At 72.5% G+C, this 19,268-nt stretch carries 15 protein-coding genes and 1 pseudogene; 7 read left to right on the forward strand and 9 right to left on the reverse strand.

The genetic code is table 11. The features are described 5' to 3' along the window. Nucleotides 1-305: 305 nt before the first annotated feature. Complete coding sequence (gene tyrS / locus D3A60_RS00005; RefSeq protein WP_119716688.1) at nucleotides 306-1,514, reverse strand: tyrosine--tRNA ligase; 1,209 nt, start codon at nucleotides 1,512-1,514, stop codon at nucleotides 306-308. 183 nt (nucleotides 1,515-1,697) lie between these two features. On the opposite strand from tyrS, the gene D3A60_RS00010 reads away from it, so the two are divergent. Both D3A60_RS00010 and D3A60_RS00015 read left to right on the forward strand, forming a co-directional pair. Then, nucleotides 1,698-3,140, forward strand: coding sequence for a M23 family metallopeptidase (locus tag D3A60_RS00010; RefSeq protein ID WP_119716689.1), 1,443 nt, complete (start codon nucleotides 1,698-1,700; stop codon nucleotides 3,138-3,140). A gap of 1 nt (nucleotide 3,141) precedes the next feature. Beyond that, entirely contained in the window at nucleotides 3,142-4,317 is a 1,176-nt protein-coding gene (locus D3A60_RS00015) for an anhydro-N-acetylmuramic acid kinase (RefSeq protein ID WP_119716690.1), read from the forward strand. A gap of 21 nt (nucleotides 4,318-4,338) precedes the next feature. Here D3A60_RS00015 and D3A60_RS00020 read toward each other — a convergent pair whose 3' ends face one another. The 3 genes from D3A60_RS00020 to D3A60_RS00030 are packed head-to-tail and all read right to left on the reverse strand — an operon-like array spanning nucleotide 4,339 to nucleotide 6,825. Beyond that, on the reverse strand, nucleotides 4,339-4,599 hold the full coding sequence (locus D3A60_RS00020) for a hypothetical protein (RefSeq protein WP_119716691.1): 261 nt from the start codon (nucleotides 4,597-4,599) through the stop codon (nucleotides 4,339-4,341). A gap of 43 nt (nucleotides 4,600-4,642) precedes the next feature. Then, nucleotides 4,643-6,049: an AmpG family muropeptide MFS transporter gene (locus tag D3A60_RS00025; RefSeq protein ID WP_119716692.1), complete on the reverse strand. Its 1,407-nt coding sequence runs from the start codon at nucleotides 6,047-6,049 to the stop codon at nucleotides 4,643-4,645. Beyond that, nucleotides 6,046-6,825 (reverse strand): exodeoxyribonuclease III, encoded by a 780-nt coding sequence (locus tag D3A60_RS00030; RefSeq protein ID WP_119716693.1) that lies wholly within the window; start codon nucleotides 6,823-6,825, stop codon nucleotides 6,046-6,048. Before D3A60_RS00030 ends, D3A60_RS00025 begins: the two co-directional genes overlap by 4 nt. Before the next feature lie 112 nt (nucleotides 6,826-6,937). On the opposite strand from D3A60_RS00030, the gene pyrE reads away from it, so the two are divergent. Beyond that, the gene (gene pyrE / locus D3A60_RS00035) at nucleotides 6,938-7,615 is read left to right on the forward strand and encodes an orotate phosphoribosyltransferase (RefSeq protein WP_119716694.1); all 678 of its coding nucleotides are present in this window, start codon (nucleotides 6,938-6,940) and stop codon (nucleotides 7,613-7,615) included. 123 nt (nucleotides 7,616-7,738) lie between these two features. After that, nucleotides 7,739-8,410, forward strand: coding sequence for a hypothetical protein (locus D3A60_RS00040; protein WP_119716695.1), 672 nt, complete (start codon nucleotides 7,739-7,741; stop codon nucleotides 8,408-8,410). 87 nt (nucleotides 8,411-8,497) lie between these two features. Here D3A60_RS00040 and D3A60_RS00045 read toward each other — a convergent pair whose 3' ends face one another. The 3 genes and pseudogenes from D3A60_RS00045 to coaBC all read right to left on the reverse strand — a co-directional run bounded on the left by D3A60_RS00045 (nucleotide 8,498) and on the right by coaBC (nucleotide 12,590). Then, nucleotides 8,498-10,855, reverse strand: coding sequence for a phosphomannomutase/phosphoglucomutase (locus D3A60_RS00045; protein WP_119716696.1), 2,358 nt, complete (start codon nucleotides 10,853-10,855; stop codon nucleotides 8,498-8,500). Between the two features lie 17 nt (nucleotides 10,856-10,872). Continuing rightward, nucleotides 10,873-11,331: a dUTP diphosphatase gene (gene dut, locus D3A60_RS00050; protein WP_119716697.1), complete on the reverse strand. Its 459-nt coding sequence runs from the start codon at nucleotides 11,329-11,331 to the stop codon at nucleotides 10,873-10,875. A 24-nt stretch (nucleotides 11,332-11,355) separates the two neighbouring features. Further along, nucleotides 11,356-12,590 (reverse strand): annotated as a pseudogene (coaBC, locus tag D3A60_RS00055) (bifunctional phosphopantothenoylcysteine decarboxylase/phosphopantothenate--cysteine ligase CoaBC). Between the two features lie 210 nt (nucleotides 12,591-12,800). Here coaBC and radC point away from each other — a divergent pair. The 3 genes from radC to D3A60_RS00070 all read left to right on the forward strand — a co-directional run bounded on the left by radC (nucleotide 12,801) and on the right by D3A60_RS00070 (nucleotide 16,194). Beyond that, nucleotides 12,801-13,475: a RadC family protein gene (gene radC, locus D3A60_RS00060; protein ID WP_119716698.1), complete on the forward strand. Its 675-nt coding sequence runs from the start codon at nucleotides 12,801-12,803 to the stop codon at nucleotides 13,473-13,475. A 190-nt stretch (nucleotides 13,476-13,665) separates the two neighbouring features. Continuing rightward, a complete protein-coding gene (gene argS, locus D3A60_RS00065) occupies nucleotides 13,666-15,387 on the forward strand; it encodes an arginine--tRNA ligase (RefSeq protein ID WP_119716699.1) in 1,722 nt (573 codons plus the stop codon). Further along, nucleotides 15,388-16,194 carry an SPOR domain-containing protein gene (locus D3A60_RS00070; RefSeq protein WP_119716700.1) on the forward strand — a complete coding sequence of 269 codons (807 nt, stop codon included), beginning with the start codon at nucleotides 15,388-15,390 and terminating at the stop codon, nucleotides 16,192-16,194. Between the two features lie 146 nt (nucleotides 16,195-16,340). Here the strand turns inward: D3A60_RS00070 and D3A60_RS00075 are convergent, their stop codons facing one another. Together D3A60_RS00075 and speA are read right to left on the reverse strand one after the other, a co-directional pair. Beyond that, nucleotides 16,341-17,195 (reverse strand): NAD(P)-dependent oxidoreductase, encoded by an 855-nt coding sequence (locus D3A60_RS00075; RefSeq protein ID WP_119716701.1) that lies wholly within the window; start codon nucleotides 17,193-17,195, stop codon nucleotides 16,341-16,343. A 107-nt stretch (nucleotides 17,196-17,302) separates the two neighbouring features. After that, complete coding sequence (gene speA, locus D3A60_RS00080; RefSeq protein WP_119717457.1) at nucleotides 17,303-19,213, reverse strand: arginine decarboxylase; 1,911 nt, start codon at nucleotides 19,211-19,213, stop codon at nucleotides 17,303-17,305. Between the last annotated feature and the right edge of the window lie 55 nt (nucleotides 19,214-19,268).

The raw sequence follows: 19,268 nt of genomic DNA on the forward strand, positions 1-19,268 counted from the left end.
TCTTACAGCCAATTTCGCAGTCGTCAACACCTTGTGAACTGCTTTTTTCGGCTGCCCCGCGCTTCGATTCAGCACCGTGCAGGTGCGTGCCGGAGCGGCGGGCCGCGCATCTTACAGGAAGCTTGTAGAGCGTCAACCGCCCCGTCTTCCTGCCGTTTGTCGCGTCCTCGGCGGCGATACATCTGCCTCGGCGGGGCGCGCATTGTGCACATGCACAACGCCTTTGGGAAGGCCTCCGATCGACGTGCCGCCTCCTCCGCGCCCCGGCCTCGAATCGCCGTGGCGGATTGGGCCGCAGCGCTGCACTACCGAGTGACCAGGCGCACCCGCGCGAACGTGCGCTTGCCGACCGCCAGCACGCCCTCGAAGCCCGGGGTGAACGTGCGCTGCGCATCCTCGACCACCTCGCCGTCGATGCGCACTGCGCGCTCCTTGAGCTTGCGGTTTGCCTCGGAGTTGCTCGGCGTCAGGCCGGCCGCCGTCAGCAGCGCCGCAATGCGCACGCCGTCGGCCGGAACGGCGACATCCGTCAGCGGCAGCGCCGCGGTGTCGCCCTCGCCGCGCACCGCCGCGTTCCAGCCGGCAACCGCCTGCTCGGCCGCGGCCGCCCCGTGGAAACGCGTCGCCAGCTCGCGCGCCAGCCGCAGCTTGAGATCGCGCGGGTTCAGTGCGCCGGCGTCGATCTCGCCTTTCAGCGCCGCGGCCTGCGCCATCGTGATCTCGAAGCTCAGCAGTTCGATCCAGCGCCACATCAGCGCGTCGTCGATTTTCATGGTCTTGGTGACGATGTCGATGGCCGGCTCGTTGATGCCGATGTAGTTGCCCAGCGACTTGGACATCTTGTTGACGCCGTCGAGCCCCTCCAGCAGCGGCATCGTCAGCACGATCTGCGGCGGCTGGCCGAAGTGCTCCTGCAGGCCGCGCCCCATCAGCAGGTTGAACTTCTGGTCGGTGCCGCCGAGCTCGACGTCGGCCGTCAGCGCCACCGAGTCGTAGCCCTGCACCAGCGGATAGAGGAACTCGTGGATCGCGATCGACTGCTGCCCGGCGTAGCGCTTGGCGAAGTCGTCGCGCTCGAGCATGCGCGCCACGGTGTGCTGCGCGGCCAGCCGGATCATGTCGGCCGCCGACATCTGCCCGAACCACTCGCTGTTGAAGCGCACCTCGGTGCGATCGCGGTCGAGCACCTTGAACACCTGGTCGGCATAGGTCTCGGCGTTGGCGAGCACGTCGTCGCGGGTCAGCGGCTTGCGGGTGACGTTCTTGCCGGTGGGGTCGCCGATCATCCCGGTGAAGTCGCCGATCAGGAAGATGACCTGATGCCCGAGTTCCTGGAACTGCCGCATCTTGTTGAGCAGCACCGTGTGGCCCAGGTGCAGGTCGGGCGCGGTCGGGTCGAAGCCCGCCTTGACCCGCAGCGGTCGTCCGAGGCGCAAACGGGCCTCGAGCTCGTCCCGCTTGAGGATTTCGTCGGCGCCGCGGCCGATCAGATCGAGGGTTTCTTGGAGGGACACGGGCGGGCTCGCTGGCCGCCGCACAGCTGAATGCGACGGCGCTCTAGGAATGAAGTTAAAGGGTAGTTAATCCGGGCCGAAACGAAAAACCCTATTCAGCTCAAGGGTTTGACGCAGGTTGCTCGCGTGTCTATGGTACCCCCGTTACGCGGCCTACACATTGGGCAACGGGGGGCACAGCACATGACGGCATCGGGTTTGGGACAGGAACGGCGCGAGCGCCTGAAGGCGCTGCGCGAGGCCTCGCTCCATCGTCCGGTGCTTGCGCGCCACCTCTCGGACGGCTTCACCGGCCGCTGGTCGCGGCGCCAGTGGGTGCACGCGAGCCTGTTCGCGACGATCGGCATGCTGGTCGCGGCAATCGTGCCCGGCTTCGATCGCTCGGCGACGCCGACCGCGCCGACCGCCCGTCATTCGATGGCGCTTTCGTTGCCGCCGCTGCCGCTGGCACGCCTTCGCGGGCAGAGCGGCGACAGCTGGCAGATCGTGAGGATCGAGCGCGGCCAGACCCTCGGTGAAGTGTTCGAAGACCTCGACATCCCGGCGCGCACGCTGCAGCACGTGCTGGCGCAGCCCGGCGCCAAGCAGGCGCTGACCCGGCTCAAGCCCGGCACCGAGCTGGGCTTCGACCTGCCGGTCAACGGCGGCCTGCGCACGTTCCGCTTCGACCGCAGCGACAGCGAGCGCGTCGAACTGAGCTTTGTCGGCGACGAGATCCGCGAGAAGGTCATCGTGCGTCCGGTCGAGACCAAGACCGTCGTGATCAGCGGCAAGGTCGGCAAGTCGCTGTTCCGCTCGGCGCGCAAGCTCGGCCTGTCCGGCAGCAACATCAACACCCTGACCGACGAGATCTTCAAGTACGACATCGACTTCAACGAGGACGTCGGCGCCAACGACCGCTTCAGCGTCGTCGTCGAGCAGACCTGGCGCGAAGGCGAGCTGATCAAGACCGGCCCGGTGCTGGCCGCGACCTTCACCACCGGCAACAAGATCCACTCCGGCTTCCGCTACGAGCGCAACGGCAAGGCCGAGTACTTCACCGGCGACGGCCGCCCGCTGAAGAAGAGCTTCATCCGCATGCCGATCCCGTACGCGCGCATGAGCTCGGGCTTCGGTTCGCGCCGCCACCCGGTGATGGGGCGCGTGCGCATGCACAAGGGCATCGACTACGCCGCCGGCACCGGCACGCCGATCATGGCCGCCGGCGACGCGCGGGTGAAGTCGGTCGGCTGGCAGGGCGGCTACGGCCGCGCGGTGGTGCTCGACCACGGCCGCGGCTACACCACGCTGTACGCGCACATGTCGCGCTTCGGCAAGATCAAGCCCGGCCAGCGCATCGGCCAGGGCACGGTGATCGGCTACGTCGGCTCGACCGGCATGTCGACCGGCCCGCACCTGCATTACGAATTCCGCATCAACGGCGTGCACCGCAACCCGCTGTCGGTGACGATGCCGCCGCCGGAGCCGCTCAGCGGCGCCGCGCTGACCGCGTTCCGCGCCCAGACCGGGCCGGCGCTGGCGCGCATCCGCGAAGTCGAGAACATCATCTACGCCGACGCGTCCACGCCGTCGGACGAGTCGGTCGCCCGGGCCGCGCCACGCGCCGCGTCCAAGCCCAAGTCCTGACGTGGCCGGCCCCGCAGGCGCGCCCGACGGCGCGTCGCTGTACGTCGGGCTGATCTCCGGCACCAGCGCCGACGGCATCGACGCCGCGCTGGTTGCGTTCGACGGACCGCCCACCGCGCAGGACGACGGCGACGGCGCGCCCGACGGCCGCCTGCTGCTCGGCCGCACCTACCCCTGGGAACCCGCGTTGCGGACGCGCCTGATCGCGCTCGGCCAAGGCGGCGACGCGCGCTCGCTCGACGAACTCGGCACGCTCGACGTGCAGGTCGCGACCTGCTTCGCCGACGCGGCGTGGCGCCTGATCGCGGAGGCCGGCATCGACGCCGAACGCGTGAGCGCGATCGGTTCGCACGGGCAGACGGTGCGGCACCGGCCGGGCGGCGCGGCGTTCGACGGCCGCGACCCGTTCTCGTGGCAGCTCGGCGACGGCAACGTCATCGCCGAGCGCAGCGGCATCACCACCGTCGCCGACTTCCGCCGTCGCGACGTCGCCGCCGGCGGCCACGGCGCGCCGCTGGTGCCGGCGTTCCACGCGGCGATGCTGCACTCGCGCGCCGAGGACCGGGCCATCCTCAACCTCGGTGGCATCGCCAACTTCACCCTGCTGCCGGCCGACGGCCCGGTGCGCGGCTTCGACACCGGCCCGGCAAACGCGCTGATGGACGCGTGGTGCCAGCGCCACACCGGCGCGGCCTACGACGCCGGCGGCGCCTACGCCGCGTCCGGTCGCGTCGACGACGCGCTGCTGCAGCGGCTGCTCGACGACCCGTGGTTCGCCGAGCCGCCGCCGAAGAGCACCGGGCGCGAGCAGTTCCACCTCGACTGGGTGCAGGCGCGGCTGGCTGGCGGCGAGTCGCCGGCGGACGTGCAGGCGACGCTGATGGAGCTCAGCGCGGCGACCGTCGCGCGCGCGCTGCAGGCAACGCAGCCGGCGACGCGGCGCGTGCTGGCCTGCGGCGGCGGCGTGCACAACGGGCCGCTGCTGGCGCGGATCGCCGCGCACCTGCCGGACGCGCAGGTCGAATCGACCGCCGCGCACGGGCTGGACCCGGACTTCGTCGAGGCGATGGCGTTCGCGTGGCTGGCGCGGCAGACGCTGGCCGGCCTGCCCGGCAACGTCGCCAGCGTGACCGGCGCGCGCGGGCCGCGCGTGCTCGGCGCGGTCTACCCGAAGTAGCCGCGGCTCCCGCGCGCCGGGTCAGCCGTTCGACGTTTCGAGCCGGCCGATCAGCGAGAACCCGGGATCGCTCGGAATGCCCTCGAGCGCGGCGATCGCCTCCTGCAGCGCCTGAGCGTCGGAATCGTTGAAGCGCGCGGCCAGTTCGGCCTCGCACGCGAACAGTCCTTGTTCGAGCAGGTGGACCAGCGCGTCCTGCATCGTCCACCCGCGGGCCTGGGCGACGCGGGCGATCCGCTCGCTCAGCACCGGGTCGATGTCGCGCACCACTATCTCGGTCATGGCTGCATCCCCACGTCGTGCCGCCGCGTCCGGCGGCCGAACCTCATCCCCCACCCGCCGACGCGGGCGCCGGCGGGGCGGTCGGCTGGCGCAGCGCCAGCCACAGGCACAGCAGCAGGGCCGGGATGCCCATCACCGCCGTGCCGACGAAGAATAGCGAATACGCGTCCAGCAGGCTGCGACCGACTTCGAGCTGTTCGATCACCACGCCCGACAGCCCCTTGAGCACCTTCCCCGGCAGCGCATAGAACGAGCTCAGCAGCGCGTACTGGGTGGCGGTGTAGCCGACGCTGGTCAGGCTCGACATGTAGCCGATCAGCGCCACGCCGGCGAAGCCGTTGCAGAAGTTGTCGATCGCCATCACGGCGGTGAACACGCCCGCGTCGGCGCCGTGCTGGCCGAGGTAGGCGAACGCCAGGTTCGAGCCCGGCCCCAGCACCGCGCCGGCCATCAGCGTCGGGAAGAAGCCGAACCGCACCGCGCTCAGGCCCGCCGCGGCGATGCCGGCGATCGTCGCGACCAGGCCGAACGAGCCGCGCACCGCGCCGACGGTTTCCTTGTCGATGCCCAGGTCGGCGTAGAACGGGTTGGCCATCGGCCCGAGCAGGAAGTCCGGCAGCCGGTACAGGCTGATCGCCAGCAGCATCAGCACGGCCCAGCGGCCGTGCGCGCGGAAGAACGCGATGAACGGGCCGACCACCGCGTCGAACAGCGCCTGCGGCGAGTACGGCGCCGCGTGCGGCACGACCGCCGCGCGCGTCGTCGCGGCCGGCTCGCGCGCCATCAGCGTGGCGATCACGCCGACGCCCATCAGCGCGGCCATCGTCTGGTACGACAGCGACCAGCCGGCGTGCGCGGCGAGGATCAGGATCAGCGAGTCGGTGACCAGCAGCGCGCCGCGGTAGCCGAGCGCCGAGGTCGACGTCAGCAGGCCCTGCTGCTCGTTGCTCGACGCGATCTCGATGCGCCACGCGTCGATGACGATGTCCTGCGTCGCCGAGGCGAACGCGACCACCAGCGCCAGCGCGCCGAACACCAGCAACTGGTCGACCTCGACGCCGGCCAGCAGCAGGCGGCCCTGCTGCGGCTCGACCAGCGCCATGCCGAACAGCGCCGCGGCCACCACCACCTGCGCCAGCAGCATCCAGCCGCGGCGCCGGCCGAGCCAGCGCCCCAGCAGCGGCGCGTCGGCCTTGTCGATCAGCGGCGCCCACAGGAACTTCAGCGAGTACGCCAGTCCGACCCACGACAGGAACCCGATCGTCGACAGCTCGATCGCGTTCTCGCGCATCCAGAAGCCGAGCGTGTTGCCGACCAGGTAGATCGGGATGCCCGAGCTGAAGCCGAGCAGCAGCATCGCCAGCACTTTCGGCTCGCGCAGGTTGGCGACGACGCCGCGCCAGCCGGTCGGCGTCGCGGAGGGCGCGGGGGTCGGGGCGGCAGCGGTCATAGCGGGCGGTCGTAGTCGACGGTGAAGGGCGCGTGGTCGGAGAAGCGCGGCGCGCGGGCGACGGCGCAGCCGCGCAGCGACTCGCGCAGCGACGGGGTCACGAACTGGTAGTCGATGCGCCAGCCGACGTCGTTGGCGCGCGCCGCGCCACGGTTGCTCCACCAGGTGTAGTCCTGGCCCTCCGGGTTCAGCGCGCGGTAGGCGTCGACCCAGCCGGACGTGTCGGCGCACACGCCGTTGAGCCAGTCGCGCTCGGGCGGCAGGCAGCCGGAGTTCTTCTGGTTGCTCGTCCAGTTCTTGATGTCGAGCCGGCTGCGCACGATGTTCCAGTCGCCGCACAGCACGTAGTCGCGGCCGCTGGCGAGCCAGCCGTCGAGCACCGGCCGCAGCCAGTCCATGACCTCGAACTTGAAGCCCTGGCGCAGCTCGCCGGACGAGCCGGACGGGATGTAGAAGCTGACCACGCTGAGGTTGCCGAAGCGCGCCTCGATGTAGCGGCCCTCGTCGTCGAACGGCGCCCAGCCCAGCGACGTGCGGACCTCGTCGGGCTCGCGCCGCGCGTAGATCGCCACCCCGCTGTACCCCTTCTTCGTCGAGGCGTCCTTGTAGAAGCAGTGGTGGCCGTCCGGGCGGAACTGCGGGTCGGCCAGCTGCGACTCCTGCGCCTTGGTTTCCTGCAGGCACAGCACGTCCGCGTCCTGCGCGCGGAACCAGTCGAAGAAGCCCTTGTTGGCGGCCGAGCGGATGCCGTTGGCGTTGAAGCTGATGATTCTCACGGGAGATGGGCGAAACCGGGCAGCCTGCAGCCTAGCCGATGCGCGCGCGCGCCGGCAGCCGGCGGCGCGCTGAATTACGATGCGCGCCTGCCCAACTTCGCCGGATCGTGCCGTGTCCGACCACCGCTCCCGCTTCCTGCAGCTGGCGCTGCGCGCCGACGCGCTGCGCTTCGGCGAGTTCACGCTGAAGTCGGGCCGCACCAGTCCCTATTTCTTCAATGCCGGGCTGTTCAACTCCGGTGCGACGCTGTCGGCTCTGGCCGCGTGCTACGCGGACGCGCTCGACGCGGCCGGCGCCGCGGGCGCGATCGGCACGTTCGACTTGCTGTTCGGACCGGCCTACAAGGGCATCCCGCTGGCGACGGCGCTGGCGTGCGAGTACGCGCGGCGCGGGCGCGACCTGCCGGTCGCGTTCAACCGCAAGGAAGCCAAGGCGCACGGCGAAGGCGGCACGCTGATCGGCGCGCCCCTGGCGGGCCGGCGCGTGCTGGTGGTCGACGACGTGATCACCGCCGGCACCGCGATCCGCGAAGCGCTGGCGATCATCACCGGCGCCGGCGGCACGGTCGCCGGCATCGTGATCGCGCTCGATCGCCAGGAGGTGGTCGACCCGGCCACTTCCCGACGCTCGGCGTCACAAACGGTCGCGGCCGAACACGGCCTGCCGGTGGTGGCGGTGGCGACGCTCGACGACCTGCTCGGCTACGCCGGCGGGGACCCCCGCTTGGCCAGCGAGCGCGAGCGGCTGCTGGCCTACCGCGCCGCGTACGGCAGCGGCGCCGGCGGCTGACGCGGCCGCGGTGCACACGGTGCGCTAACGTCGCGGGAGTTAGTTGGGCATCGTGGCCGGCCCACCGCTGGCCCGACTCTTGCTACTGCACTGTCGGATGACCGAACCGCGGGCGCGAACGACATGAACCGACCCCTCCAACTGCTGGCCGTGACGGCGTTGATCGCGCTGGCGCCCGGCGCGGCGCTGGCGCAGGGCGCGCCCGCCGCCGGCGCCAAGAAGCTCTATTGCTGGAACGAGAACGGCCGCCGGGTCTGCGGCGACGCGCTGCCGGCCACCGCCGTCGACGCGGCGCGCACCGAAATCAGCGCGCGCAGCGGGCTGAAGACCGGCGAAGTCGCGCGCGCGCTGACCGACGCCGAGCGCGCGGCGGCCGCCGCCCAGGCCGACGCCGACCGCCAGGCCGCGATGAGCGCCGAGGCGATCGCCCGGCGCGAGCAGGCCATGGTCGAGTCGTACGCCAGCGAAGCCGAGCTGCGTCGCGCGTTCAATGCCCGCATTGAACTGCTCGACGGCACCGTCAAGGCGTCGCAGCTCAGCGTCGGCGGCCTTCGCCAGAGCCTGCTGTCGCTGCTGCGCCGCGCCGGCGAATCCGAACTGGCCGGCAAGCCGGTGGCCAAGGCGCTGGCCGACAACATCCGGCTGCAGCATGCCGAGCTGCTGCGCCAGCAGGCGATGCTCGCCCAGCAGCGCGCCGACCGGGTCGAGATCGATGCCGAGCTGGCCCGCGCGATCGAGCGCTACCGCGCGCTCAAGCGCACCGCGACCGCGGAGACCGGCACGACCCAGGGCTGACCACGTGGGGCCGCTGCGGCCCATGCGTCGCGCAGACGAAAACGGCGAGCCTGGGGCTCGCCGTTTCGCATTGCGCGGTCGCCGCCGTCAGAACGGCAGCTTCAGGTCCGGGCGCAGCGCCAGCAGCTGGGTGCGGAAGTCGGCCTGGATCCGCGCCAGCGCCTCGCGGCTGTCGGCGTCGAAGCGCAGCACCAGCACCGGCGTCGTGTTCGACGCGCGCACCAGGCCCCAGCCGTCCGGGTAGTCCACGCGCAGTCCGTCGATCGTCGACAGCCGCCCGCCCTCGAACGCGGCGGCGCTGCGGAAGCGCTCGACGAAGCTGTGCGGGTCGCCGTCGGGCGCATCGACCTTGATCTCCGGCGTCGAGATGCCGTCGGGAAGCCCGGCCAGCGTCTCGCTCGGCGCGCGCGGCTGGCCGGCGAGGATCTCCAGCAGGCGCGCGGCGGCGTAGATGCCGTCGTCGAAGCCGTACCAGCGCTCCTTGAAGAAGAAGTGGCCGCTCATCTCGCCGGCCAGCTCGGCGTCGGTCTCGCGCATCTTCGCCTTGATCAGCGAGTGCCCGGTCTTCCACATCAGCGGGCTGCCGCCGTGGCGCAGGATGTGGCCCGGCAGGCGGCCGGTGCACTTGACGTCGAAGATGATCATCGCGCCCGGGTTGCGCTCGAGCACGTCGGCGGCGAACAGCATCAGCAGCCGGTCCGGGAACACGTTGTGGCCGTCGCGGGTGACCACGCCGAGGCGGTCGCCGTCCCCGTCGAACGCGATGCCGAGGTCGGCATCGAGCTGGCGGACCATCTTGATCAGGTCGGCGAGGTTGTGCGGCTCGCTCGGGTCCGGATGGTGGTTCGGGAACGTGCCGTCGATCTCGCAGTACAGCGGCGTGACCTCGGCGCCGATCGCGGCCAGCACGCGCGGACCGAGCTCGCCGGCGACGCCGTTGCCGGCATCGACGACCACGCGCAGCGGACGGTCGATCTGCACGTCGCCAGCGATGCGGTCGACGTAGTCCTGGTTGATGTCGCGCTGCTGCAGCGTGCCGAACTGCTCGGCCGCGAGCAGGCGGTCCTCGCTGATGCGGCGGTACAGGTCGGTGATCGCGTCGCCGGCCAGCGTCTCGCCGCCGACCACGATCTTGAAGCCGTTGTAGTCCGGCGGGTTGTGGCTGCCGGTCACCGCGATGCAGCTGCCGGCGCGCAGGTGGTACGCGCCGAAGTACACCAGCGGCGTCGGCGCCAGGCCGATGTCGATGACGTTGCGCCCGGCGCGGCGCAGGCCGGCGATCAGCCCTTCGGTCAGCATCGGGCCGGACAGGCGCCCGTCGCGGCCGATGACGATGTCGGTCAGGCCCTGGTCGGCCATGACGGTACCGACCGCCTGGCCGATGCGCTGGGCGACGCCGGCGTCGAGGGTCGTACCGACGATCCCGCGGATGTCGTACGCGCGGAAGATGCCCGCGTCGATGGCCAGCCCGGTGCCGCTGGCGGCGGCCACAACGTCGTCGACCGCCGGCGGCTGCGCGGCGGGGCCCGGCTCGACCTTGGGCGGCTCGGGCCGATGCGCGGCCACGTCGGCCAGCGTCGGCAGCGGCACGCCGTCGTCTTCGATCACGGCGCCGCGGCGCCGAGCCAGCGCCGGTGCCGCCAGTGCGATTCCGGCCATCAGCAGCGCCAGCGCCGCGCCGATGGCGCAGGCCAGCGCGCCCATCCCGAGCGGGCCGCCCGCAATGCCCGGCACGGCTGCCGCCACGCGCAGCTCGGTGCCCGGCACTTTTGCCGCGAGCACTTCGGCGCCGCCGGCCAGCGCCGGATCGCCGCGCTCGACCAGCGTCGCGCCGCCCTGGCGCAGGGCCAGGTAGCTGTCGTCGGCGACCTCGGCGGATGCCAGCCCGCTGGCGATCGTGTCCAGCGGCAGCCGGACGCGGGCCACGCCGACGACCTCGTCGGCCAGTCGCGCCGGCGCGGCGATGAACAGCGCCGGCTTGCCCGAGTCGCGGGCCACCCACGCGACCGTCGTGCCGCTGGCAAGGGCGTGCTCGAGCGCGGCGAGCGCGCCGAAGCCGCCGACGTCCGCGCCCGGCGACCCGAGCGCCGCGTACGCCTGCTCCAGATCGGGAGCCAGCACCTGCGCGGCGCCGGCGCCCGGCCAGTCACTGCCGAGCTGGACGCCGGCCGCGGCCAGGTCGCCGTCGACGAGGGCCTGCTGCACCGGCGCGCTCGCGAGCCGCTCGACCATGCGCTGCTGCTCGCGCTTGATCGCGCCGGACGCGGCCTGCACCGCGCTGTCGCGCGCGACCGTCACCGCCTGTCGCCGGGCGTCGTCGCGGAACTGGTCCCACGCGGCCCATCCGAGCCACGCCGCCACCGCCACCAGCGCCACCGCGGCGATCCGCGACGCCAACTGCTGCTGCGGCGCCGACAGGCGCAGCCCGTTCTTCGTATCGCTCATCGTCCCGTGGTCCCCTGTCAGCGCACGCCGGTGTGGCCAAAGCCACCGGCCCCGCGCGCGCTGGTTTCGAATGTGTCGACGACCTGCAGCGTCGCCCGAACGATCGGCAGCACCACCAGCTGCGCGATGCGATCCCCCGGCTGCATCGTAAAAGGCTCGCGCCCGCGATTCCACACGCTGATCAGCAGCGGGCCCTGGTAGTCGGCGTCGATCAGGCCGGTGCCGTTACCGAGCACGATCCCGTGCTTATGGCCAAGCCCGGAGCGCGGCAGGATCACCGCGCACATCGTCGGGTCGCCAACGTGGATCGCCAGCCCCGACGGCACCAGCGCGGCGTCGCCCGGCGCCAGCACCAGCGGGGCGTCGAGCGCGGCGCGCAGGTCGAGGCCGGCCGACGCCGCGGTGGCGTACTCCGGCAGCGGCCATTCGGCGCCATAGCGCGGGTCGAGCAATTTCAGTTCGAGGGTGTGGTTCATGCGGCAGGGGTCATGCGGTGCGGTTCAGGCGGCGCGCGGCCGGCGCGCGATGAGTTCGAGCAGCTCGTGCGCCAGCTGCGCCTTCGGCGCGGGGCCGAGCGCGTGCTCGCCGCCGTCGCGGTCGAACACGGTCAGCGCGTTGTCGTCGCTCTCGAAGCCGCTGCCGGCGACGCCGACGCGGTTGGCGGCGATCAGGTCCAGCCGCTTGGCCGCAAGCTTGCCGCGCGCGTAGCGGGCGACGTCGTCGGTCTCGGCGGCGAAACCGACGACCAGCGCCGGGCGCCGGGCATCGGCGGCGAGCTCGGCGAGGATGTCGCGGGTGCGGACCAGGTCGAGCACCAGGCCGTCGTCGCCGGGCCGCTTCTTGATCTTGCTGCCGGCCACCGCGCGCGGGGTGAAGTCGGCGACCGCGGCGGCGCCGATGTAGACGTCGGCCGGCAGCGCGGCGAACACCGCGGCGTGCATCTGCGCGGCCGAGCGCACGTCGATGCGCTGCACGCCGGCCGGCGTCGGCAGCGACACCGGGCCTGCGACCAGCACCACCTGCGCGCCGAGCTCGACGGCCGCGGCGGCGACCGCGAAGCCCATCTTGCCGCTGCTGCGGTTGCCGATGAACCGGACCGGGTCGATGTCCTCGAAGGTCGGCCCCGCGCTGACGATCACGCGCTGGCCGGCCAGCGGCCGCCCGCTCATGCCGGGCTCCGCGCCGCCAGTTCGGCCAGTACGGCGACGATCGCCGCCGGCTCGCTCATGCGCCCGGGGCCCGACTCGCCTTCGGCCAGCGGGCCGTCGTCGGGTCCGATCACCGCCACCCCGCGCTCGCGCAGCGTGGCGACGTTGGCCTGCGTCGCCGCGTGCAGCCACATCCGGTGATTCATCGCCGGGGCCACCGCGATCGGGGCGGTCGTGGCCAGGCACAGGGTGCTGACCAGGTCGTCGGCAAAGCCGTGCGCCAGCTTCGCCAGCGTGTTCGCGGTCGCCGGCGCCACCACGATGCGGTCGGCCCAGCGCGCCAGCTCGAGGTGGCCCATCGCCATCTCGGCCGCGGCATCCCACAGCGACGTGCGCACCGCCTCGCCGGACAGCGCCTGGAAGGTCGTCGCACCGACGAAATGCTGGGCGTTCTCGGTCATCGCCACGCGGACCGACGCACCGGCGTCGCGCAGCCGCCTCACCAGGTCGGCCGACTTGTACGCCGCGATGCCGCCGCAGACGCACAGCAGCACCTTGTGTCCGCGCAGGGGCTCGGGCCGGGTCATCGCGTCAGAACATTCCTACGGCGGGACGAGCGTTTAGCTTACCCGATGGCCCGCATGCGCCCGACGGCGCGACCGCGTCGTGCGCGGTGTACTGGTGCCGCAGCCGCGACACGGTCCCCGCAACCGGGCCTGACTCCTCGTTTGCCTCCTTGTCGGGTCGCGGCTGCACCTCCCTCCCCCCCTCGGCACGCCGCCGGCAAGGACGCCGCGATGCACATCCGCGAATGGCCCAGCGACGAGCGACCGCGCGAGAAACTGCTCGCGCGCGGCGCGGCGGCGCTGTCGGACGCCGAGCTGCTGGCGATCTTCCTCGGCTCGGGCCTGCGCGGCCGCGACGCGGTCACGACCGCGCGCGAGCTGCTCGGCGCGCATGGGCCGCTGCGCGCGCTGCTCGACCGCCCCGCGTCGGCACTGGCGGGGCTGCCCGGGCTCGGCCCGGCCCGCGCCTGCGCGCTGGCCGCGGCGCTCGAGGTCGGGCGTCGGCACCTGAGCGCCGCGCTCGAGCGCGGCGAGGCGATGACCGACCCGGCCGCGGCCGGCCGGTACTTTGCCCAGCGACTGCGCGGCTACCCGCACGAGGTCTTCGCAGCGCTGTTCCTCGACACCCGGCACCGCTCGCTCGGGTTCGAGGAGCTGTTCCGCGGCACGCTCGACGGCGCCGAAGTGCATCCGCGCGAGGTCGTGCGCCGCGCGCTGGCGCTGAACGCGGCCGCGGTGATCGTCGGCCACAACCACCCGAGCGGGAATCCCGAGCCCAGCGCGGCCGATCGCGCCGTCACCGCGCGGCTGAAGCAGGCGCTCGCGCTGGTCGACCTGCGCCTGCTGGACCACTTCGTGATCGGCGACGGCGCGCCGGTGTCGCTGGCCGCGCGCGGCTGGGTGTAGCGGCGCCGACGCTGCTCCGCACGCCGGGTGCATGCGCGCAGGCGCGCGCGACGCCCCGCCGCCGAACTGAAGTCGTTCAGCCACTGCTGCGCGCGCGGCCCCGCGTGGCGCGTCGCAACGCGCGCGGCCGGGCCGCGCGCCGGACCCCTCGCGTACAATGCGCGATCCCGCATCGCCCGCACGAGCCCCTGTGAAAGCCACCCTCCGCGCCCTCGTCGCGCAAGCCATCGACGCGCTGCGCGCCCGCGGCACGCTGCGGGCCGACCTCACCGCGCCGGACTTCGTGATCGAGCGGCCGAAGACCCGCGCGCAGGGCGACTTCTCGACCAACGCGGCGATGCTGCTGGTGCGCCACGCGGTGGCCGCGGACGGGGCCAAGCCGAATCCGCGCGCGATCGCCCAGCAGCTGGTCGATGCGCTGCCGGCCAACGACGCGATCGCGAAGGTCGAGATCGCCGGGCCCGGGTTCATCAACTTCCACGTCGCCGAATCGGCCTGGCGCGCGCAGCTGGTGCAGGTGCTGGCGCAGGGCGAGGCGTTCGGCCGCAACGACGGCGGCCGCGGCCACGTCGCCGGCGTCGAGTACGTGTCGGCGAACCCGACCGGCCCGCTGCACGTCGGCCACGGCCGCGCGGCGGTCATCGGCGACTGCATCGGCCGCGTGCTGGCAGCCAACGGCTGGGACGTCAAGCGCGAGTTCTACTACAACGACGCCGGCGCGCAGATCAACAACCTCGCCATCTCGGTGCAGGCGCGCGCGCAGGGCCGCGGCCCCGATGACGCCGGCTGGCCGGAGGACGGCTACCGCGGCGACTACATCGCCGATGTGGCGCAGGCGTACCTGCGGGGCGACAGCGTCGAGGTCGACGGCCATGTCGTCACCGGCGCGAAGGACCCGGCCGACCTCGACGCGGGCAATCTTGATCACATCCGCGCGTTCGCCGTGGCGTACCTGCGCCGCGAGCAGAATGCTGACCTCGCCGCGTATGGCGTCGGCTTCGACGTGTACTTCCTCGAGTCGTCGCTGTACACCGACGGCAAGGTCGAGGAGACGGTGCGCGAGCTCATCGCCCACGGCCACACCTATGAAGAGGGCGGCGCGCTGTGGCTGCGTACGACCGACTTCGGTGACGACAAGGACCGCGTGATGCGCAAGTCCGACGGCACCTACACCTACTTCGTGCCGGACGTCGCCTACCACCTGTCGAAGTGGCAGCGCGGCTACGAGCGCGCGATCACCGAGCTCGGCGCCGACCACCACGGCAGCCTCGCGCGCGTGCGCGCCGGCCTGCAGGCGCTGGACTGCGGCATTCCGCAGGGCTGGCCCGAGTATGTGCTGCACCAGATGGTCACGGTGATGCGCGGCGGCGAGGAGGTGAAGCTGTCCAAGCGCGCCGGCAGCTACGTGACCCTGCGCGACCTCGTCGACGAGGTGGGCAAGGACGCGACGCGCTGGTTCCTGATCGCGCGCAAGCCGGACTCGCAGCTGACGTTCGACATCGATTTCGCCCGCAGCCAGTCGCTCGACAACCCGGTGTACTACGTGCAGGTCTCGCACGCGCGCATGTGCGGGCTGCTGCGCCAGCTGAAGGAGCGCGGCCTGTCGTTCGACGCCGACGCCGGGCTCGCCCAGCCGCTCGACGTCAGCGACGACGCCGCGCACGAGCTGGTGACGACCCTGCTGCGCTACCCCGACGTGGTCGAGAGCGCGGGCCGCGACCTCGAGCCGCACCAGATCGCCGCCTACCTGCTGGAGTTGGCCCAGGTGTTCCAGAGCTACTACAACGACCACCAGTTCCTCGTCGACGACGCGGCCACGCGCAATGCGCGGCTGGTGCTGGCGATGGCCTCGCGCCAGGTGCTGGCCAACGGCCTGTCGCTGCTCGGCATCCACGCGCCGGAGGCGATGTAAGTGGCGGCCCGGCGCGGCAAGTCGCAGGCGCGACGCAACGCGGGCAGCAGCGGCGGCGGCCTGCCCGGCTGGGCGTGGCTGGTGCTCGGCGTGGTGCTGACGATCGTCGTGGTGCTGGCGGCGCCGAAGGTGCTGAAGTCCGACGGCAACGATTTCTTCCGCCCGCAGCCGAACCCGGACGCGCAGCCCGCCGCGGTCGGCGAGGACGACACCGTGGTGCCGGAAGGCGCCGGGGCGCCGGCCGCCACGCGCGACGACGGCAAGGCGCCCGCCGCCGGCAAGGACAAGGACTACGACTTCTACACGCTGCTGCCCGGCAAGGAGGTCGAGATGTCGGACGCCGAGCTCGCCGCGACCGAGCGCGCCGAGGCCGCGCGCGAGGCGCAGCGCGCCACCGCCGACGACCGCGACGACACCGACGGCGCGCAGGGCGACACGCCGACGGCTGCGACGCTGCCGGCCCCGGTCGATAGCGACGGGCCGGCGCGCCCGGCGGCCGCCACGCCCGCGCCGGCCCCGGCCGCGGCGAGCCCCTCGACCACAACGGCGGTGCCGTCGCGCACCGACGACACCACCGCCCGCTACCTGCTGCAGGCCGGGGCGTTCCAGGCGTCGGGCCAGGCCGAGGAGCTGAAGGCGCGCATCGCCCTGCTCGGCCTCGGCGCGCGCGTCGAGTCGGCCGCGATCGGGGGCAAGACCGTGTACCGCGTGCGCATGGGACCCTACGGCACCGCCGGCGAGCTGGCCGAGGCCAAGCGCAAGCTGGCCAGCGGCGGCCTGCCGGCGATGGCGATCCAGGTGAAGTAGCGGCCGACGCGGGACGCGACTGGCGGACCCGGCAAAAGATGAGGCCGACGCGGATCGCTCCGCGTCGGCCTTTTTGTTCTTGCATCCGCGGGATTCGCGGTGACGCCCGCGCTCGCCGGGCTGGACCGGTCGGACGCGCGCGCCGGTCAGCCGTTGCGCTTCAGCGTGATCAGCGCCGACGTGTCGGCGTCGCCCTGCCCGTGCTCGACCAGTTCGGCGTAGTCGGCGGTGGCCTGGTCGATCGTGCTGGTGCGGATCCCGGCCTGGCGCGCGATCGCCTGGGCGATGCGCAGGTCCTTGAGCATGTGCGCCGACTTGAAGCCGGGCGTGAAGTCGTCGCGCAGCATCGTCGCGCCGCGCTTCTCGAGGAACCAGCTGTTCGCCGCGCCCGCCGTCAGCGTCGGCAGCAGCAGCGCCGGGTCGAGGCCGAGCTTCTCGGCCAGCGCCAGACCCTCGCACACCGCCTCGTTGATGCCGGCCACCAGCACCTGGTTGACCGCCTTGGTCGCCTGGCCGGCGCCGGTCGCGCCCATGTGGGTCACCCGCGCGGCGTAGCATTCGAGCACCGCGCGCGCGCGTTCGACCGCGTCGGCGTCGCCGCCGGCCATCACCGACAGCTTGCCGTTGCGCGCGCCCTCGACGCCGCCGGAGACCGGTGCATCGACGAACGCGATGTCGTGCGCGGCCAGCGCCGCGGCGGCCCGGCGCGCGGACTCGACCGCGACCGTGGTGTGGTCGATCACCAGCGCGCCGCGCTTGAGCACGTCGGCCAGCGCATTTGCGTTCTCGAGCAGGTCGATGTCCAGCGACACGCACAGCACGACCACGTCGCAGTCGGCGAAGTTGTCGGCGCTGCGAGCGGCGCGCACGCCGAGTTCGGCGGCGAGCGCGTCGGCCTTGTCCTGGGTGCGGTTGCCGACGACGGTGAGCAGGCCGCGGGAATGCAGGTGCCGCGCCATCGGCGCGCCCATCGCGCCGAGGCCGATGAATCCAACTTTCATGTGTCCTTCCTGCCCTGCTGCGGGCATTTGCGTTGCATCGCGGCTGGCCGGGCCGGCCACGCGTGGGGTGTGTGCGGGTCGCGCCGGCCCGGCGCGTGCCCGCGGCGTCAATCGATCGGCGCGTCGTCCAGGTACGTGTAGCCGGTCAGGCCGGTTTCGAGCGCGGCGGCCAGGCGCTGCGCCTCGTCCGCCGGCAGCCCGGCCGCCGCGACCTTGTCGCCGTACGCCGCGCGCAGCTGCGCGAGGTCGTAGCCGACGTAGTCGAGCATCACGTCGGTGGTGTCGCCGCGGCGCTGCTGCACGATGCGGTAGCCGTCGCCGTCGACGCGCACTTCGACGGCGTCGGTGTCGCCGAACAGGTTGTGGATGTCGCCGAGGATCTCCTGGTACGCGCCGACCATGAAGAAGCCGAGCCGGTACGCTTCGCCGCGGCGCATCGCGTGCACCGGCATCGAGGTGTTCAGCGATTCGTTCTCGACGTAGGTGTCGATGCGGCCGTCCGAGTCGCAGGTCAGGTCGGCGATCACGCCGCGCCGGGTCGGCGCCTCGTCGAGCCGCTCGATCGGGACGATCGGGAACACCTGCTGGATCGCCCACACGTCGGGCATCGACTCGAACACGCTGAAGTTGACGAACAGCTTGTCGACCAGGCGCTGGTTGAGCTCCTCGAGCACTGCCTGGTGGCTCTTCTCGGCCGGATTCAGCCGCGCGCGCACGTCGTTGGCGATCGCGTAGAACAGGTCGTCGATGCGCGCGCGGTGGGTCAGGTCGATCTGGCCGAGCGCGTACAGGCTCAGGCCTTCGCCGTGGTGGTGCACGGCCTCGTGGAACAGTTCGACCGCCGGGCGCTGGCCGAGCTCGGCGTGGATCTCGCGCAGGTGGCGGATCACCGCCGGCTCGTCGTCGTGCGCGTCCGGCACGCGGCCTTCCGGCGCGCGCTCGACCTCGGACACGTTGGCCACCAGCACCGCGTGGTGCGCGGTCATCGCGCGGCCGCACTCGGTGACGATCCGCGGCGGGGTGATGCCGTGCTCTTCGCAGGCCTCGGCCAGCGGCTGCACGATCGTCGACGCGTACTGGCCGACGCCGTAGTTGATCGAGCAGTAGCTGCGCGAGCGCGTGCCCTCGTAGTCGACGCCGAGGCCGCCGCCGACGTCCATGTAGCGCACCTGCGCGCCGAGCTTCGACAGCTCGACAAAGTAGCGCGTCGCCTCGCGCATTCCGTTGGCGATGTCGCGCACGTTGGAGATCTGCGAGCCCATGTGGAAGTGCAGCAGGCCGAGGCAGTCGGCCATGCCGGCGTCGCGCAGCGACTTCCACAGGTCCAGCACCTGGCGCGGGCTGAGGCCGAACTTGGCCTTGTCGCCGCCGCTGTTCTGCCACTTGCCGGCGCCGAGGCTCGCCAGGCGCATGCGCACGCCGATGCCCGGCTTGACGCCGAGCGCGGCGGCCTCCTCGAGCACCACGGTCAGCTCGGACGGCTTTTCGACCACGATCCACGTGTCGAGGCCGAGCTTGCGGCCGATCAGCGCCAGCCGGATGTACTCGCGGTCCTTGTAGCCGTTGCACACCACCAGCGCGCCGGGCGCCGACAGCGCCAGCACTGCCATGAGCTCGGGCTTGCTGCCGGCCTCCAGTCCGAACGCGGTGCGGGCCGGCCCGTGGCTGCCGGCGCCGTGCGCGGCCAGCGTGCCGGCGACGCCGCGGTGCTGGTTGACCTTGATCGGGTACACCGCGGTGTAGCCGCCCGGGTAGTTCCACTCGCCCATCGCCTGCGCGAACGCGTCCTGCAGCCGGCCGAGGCGGTCGGCGAGGATGTCCGGGAATCGCACCAGCACCGGCAGCTTGGCGCCGGCGGCGCGCGCGGCGTCGACCACCTCCGGCAGCGCGATCGCCGGGCCGTGCTCGCCGCGCGGGCGCGCCACGATGCGGCCGCCCGCGTCGACGTCGTAGTAGTCCTCGGACCAGTACGGGATCGAGTAGGTGCGGCGGGCGTGGTCGATCGACCAGTCGGACATCGGCGGCAACCCTTGGGGGGCGGTGGGGGACGCGCATTCTACCCCCCGGCGCGTC

Origin of the sequence: Cognatilysobacter tabacisoli, from assembly GCF_003586305.1 — a bacterium.
GTDB lineage: Bacteria > Pseudomonadota > Gammaproteobacteria > Xanthomonadales > Xanthomonadaceae > Cognatilysobacter_A > Cognatilysobacter_A tabacisoli.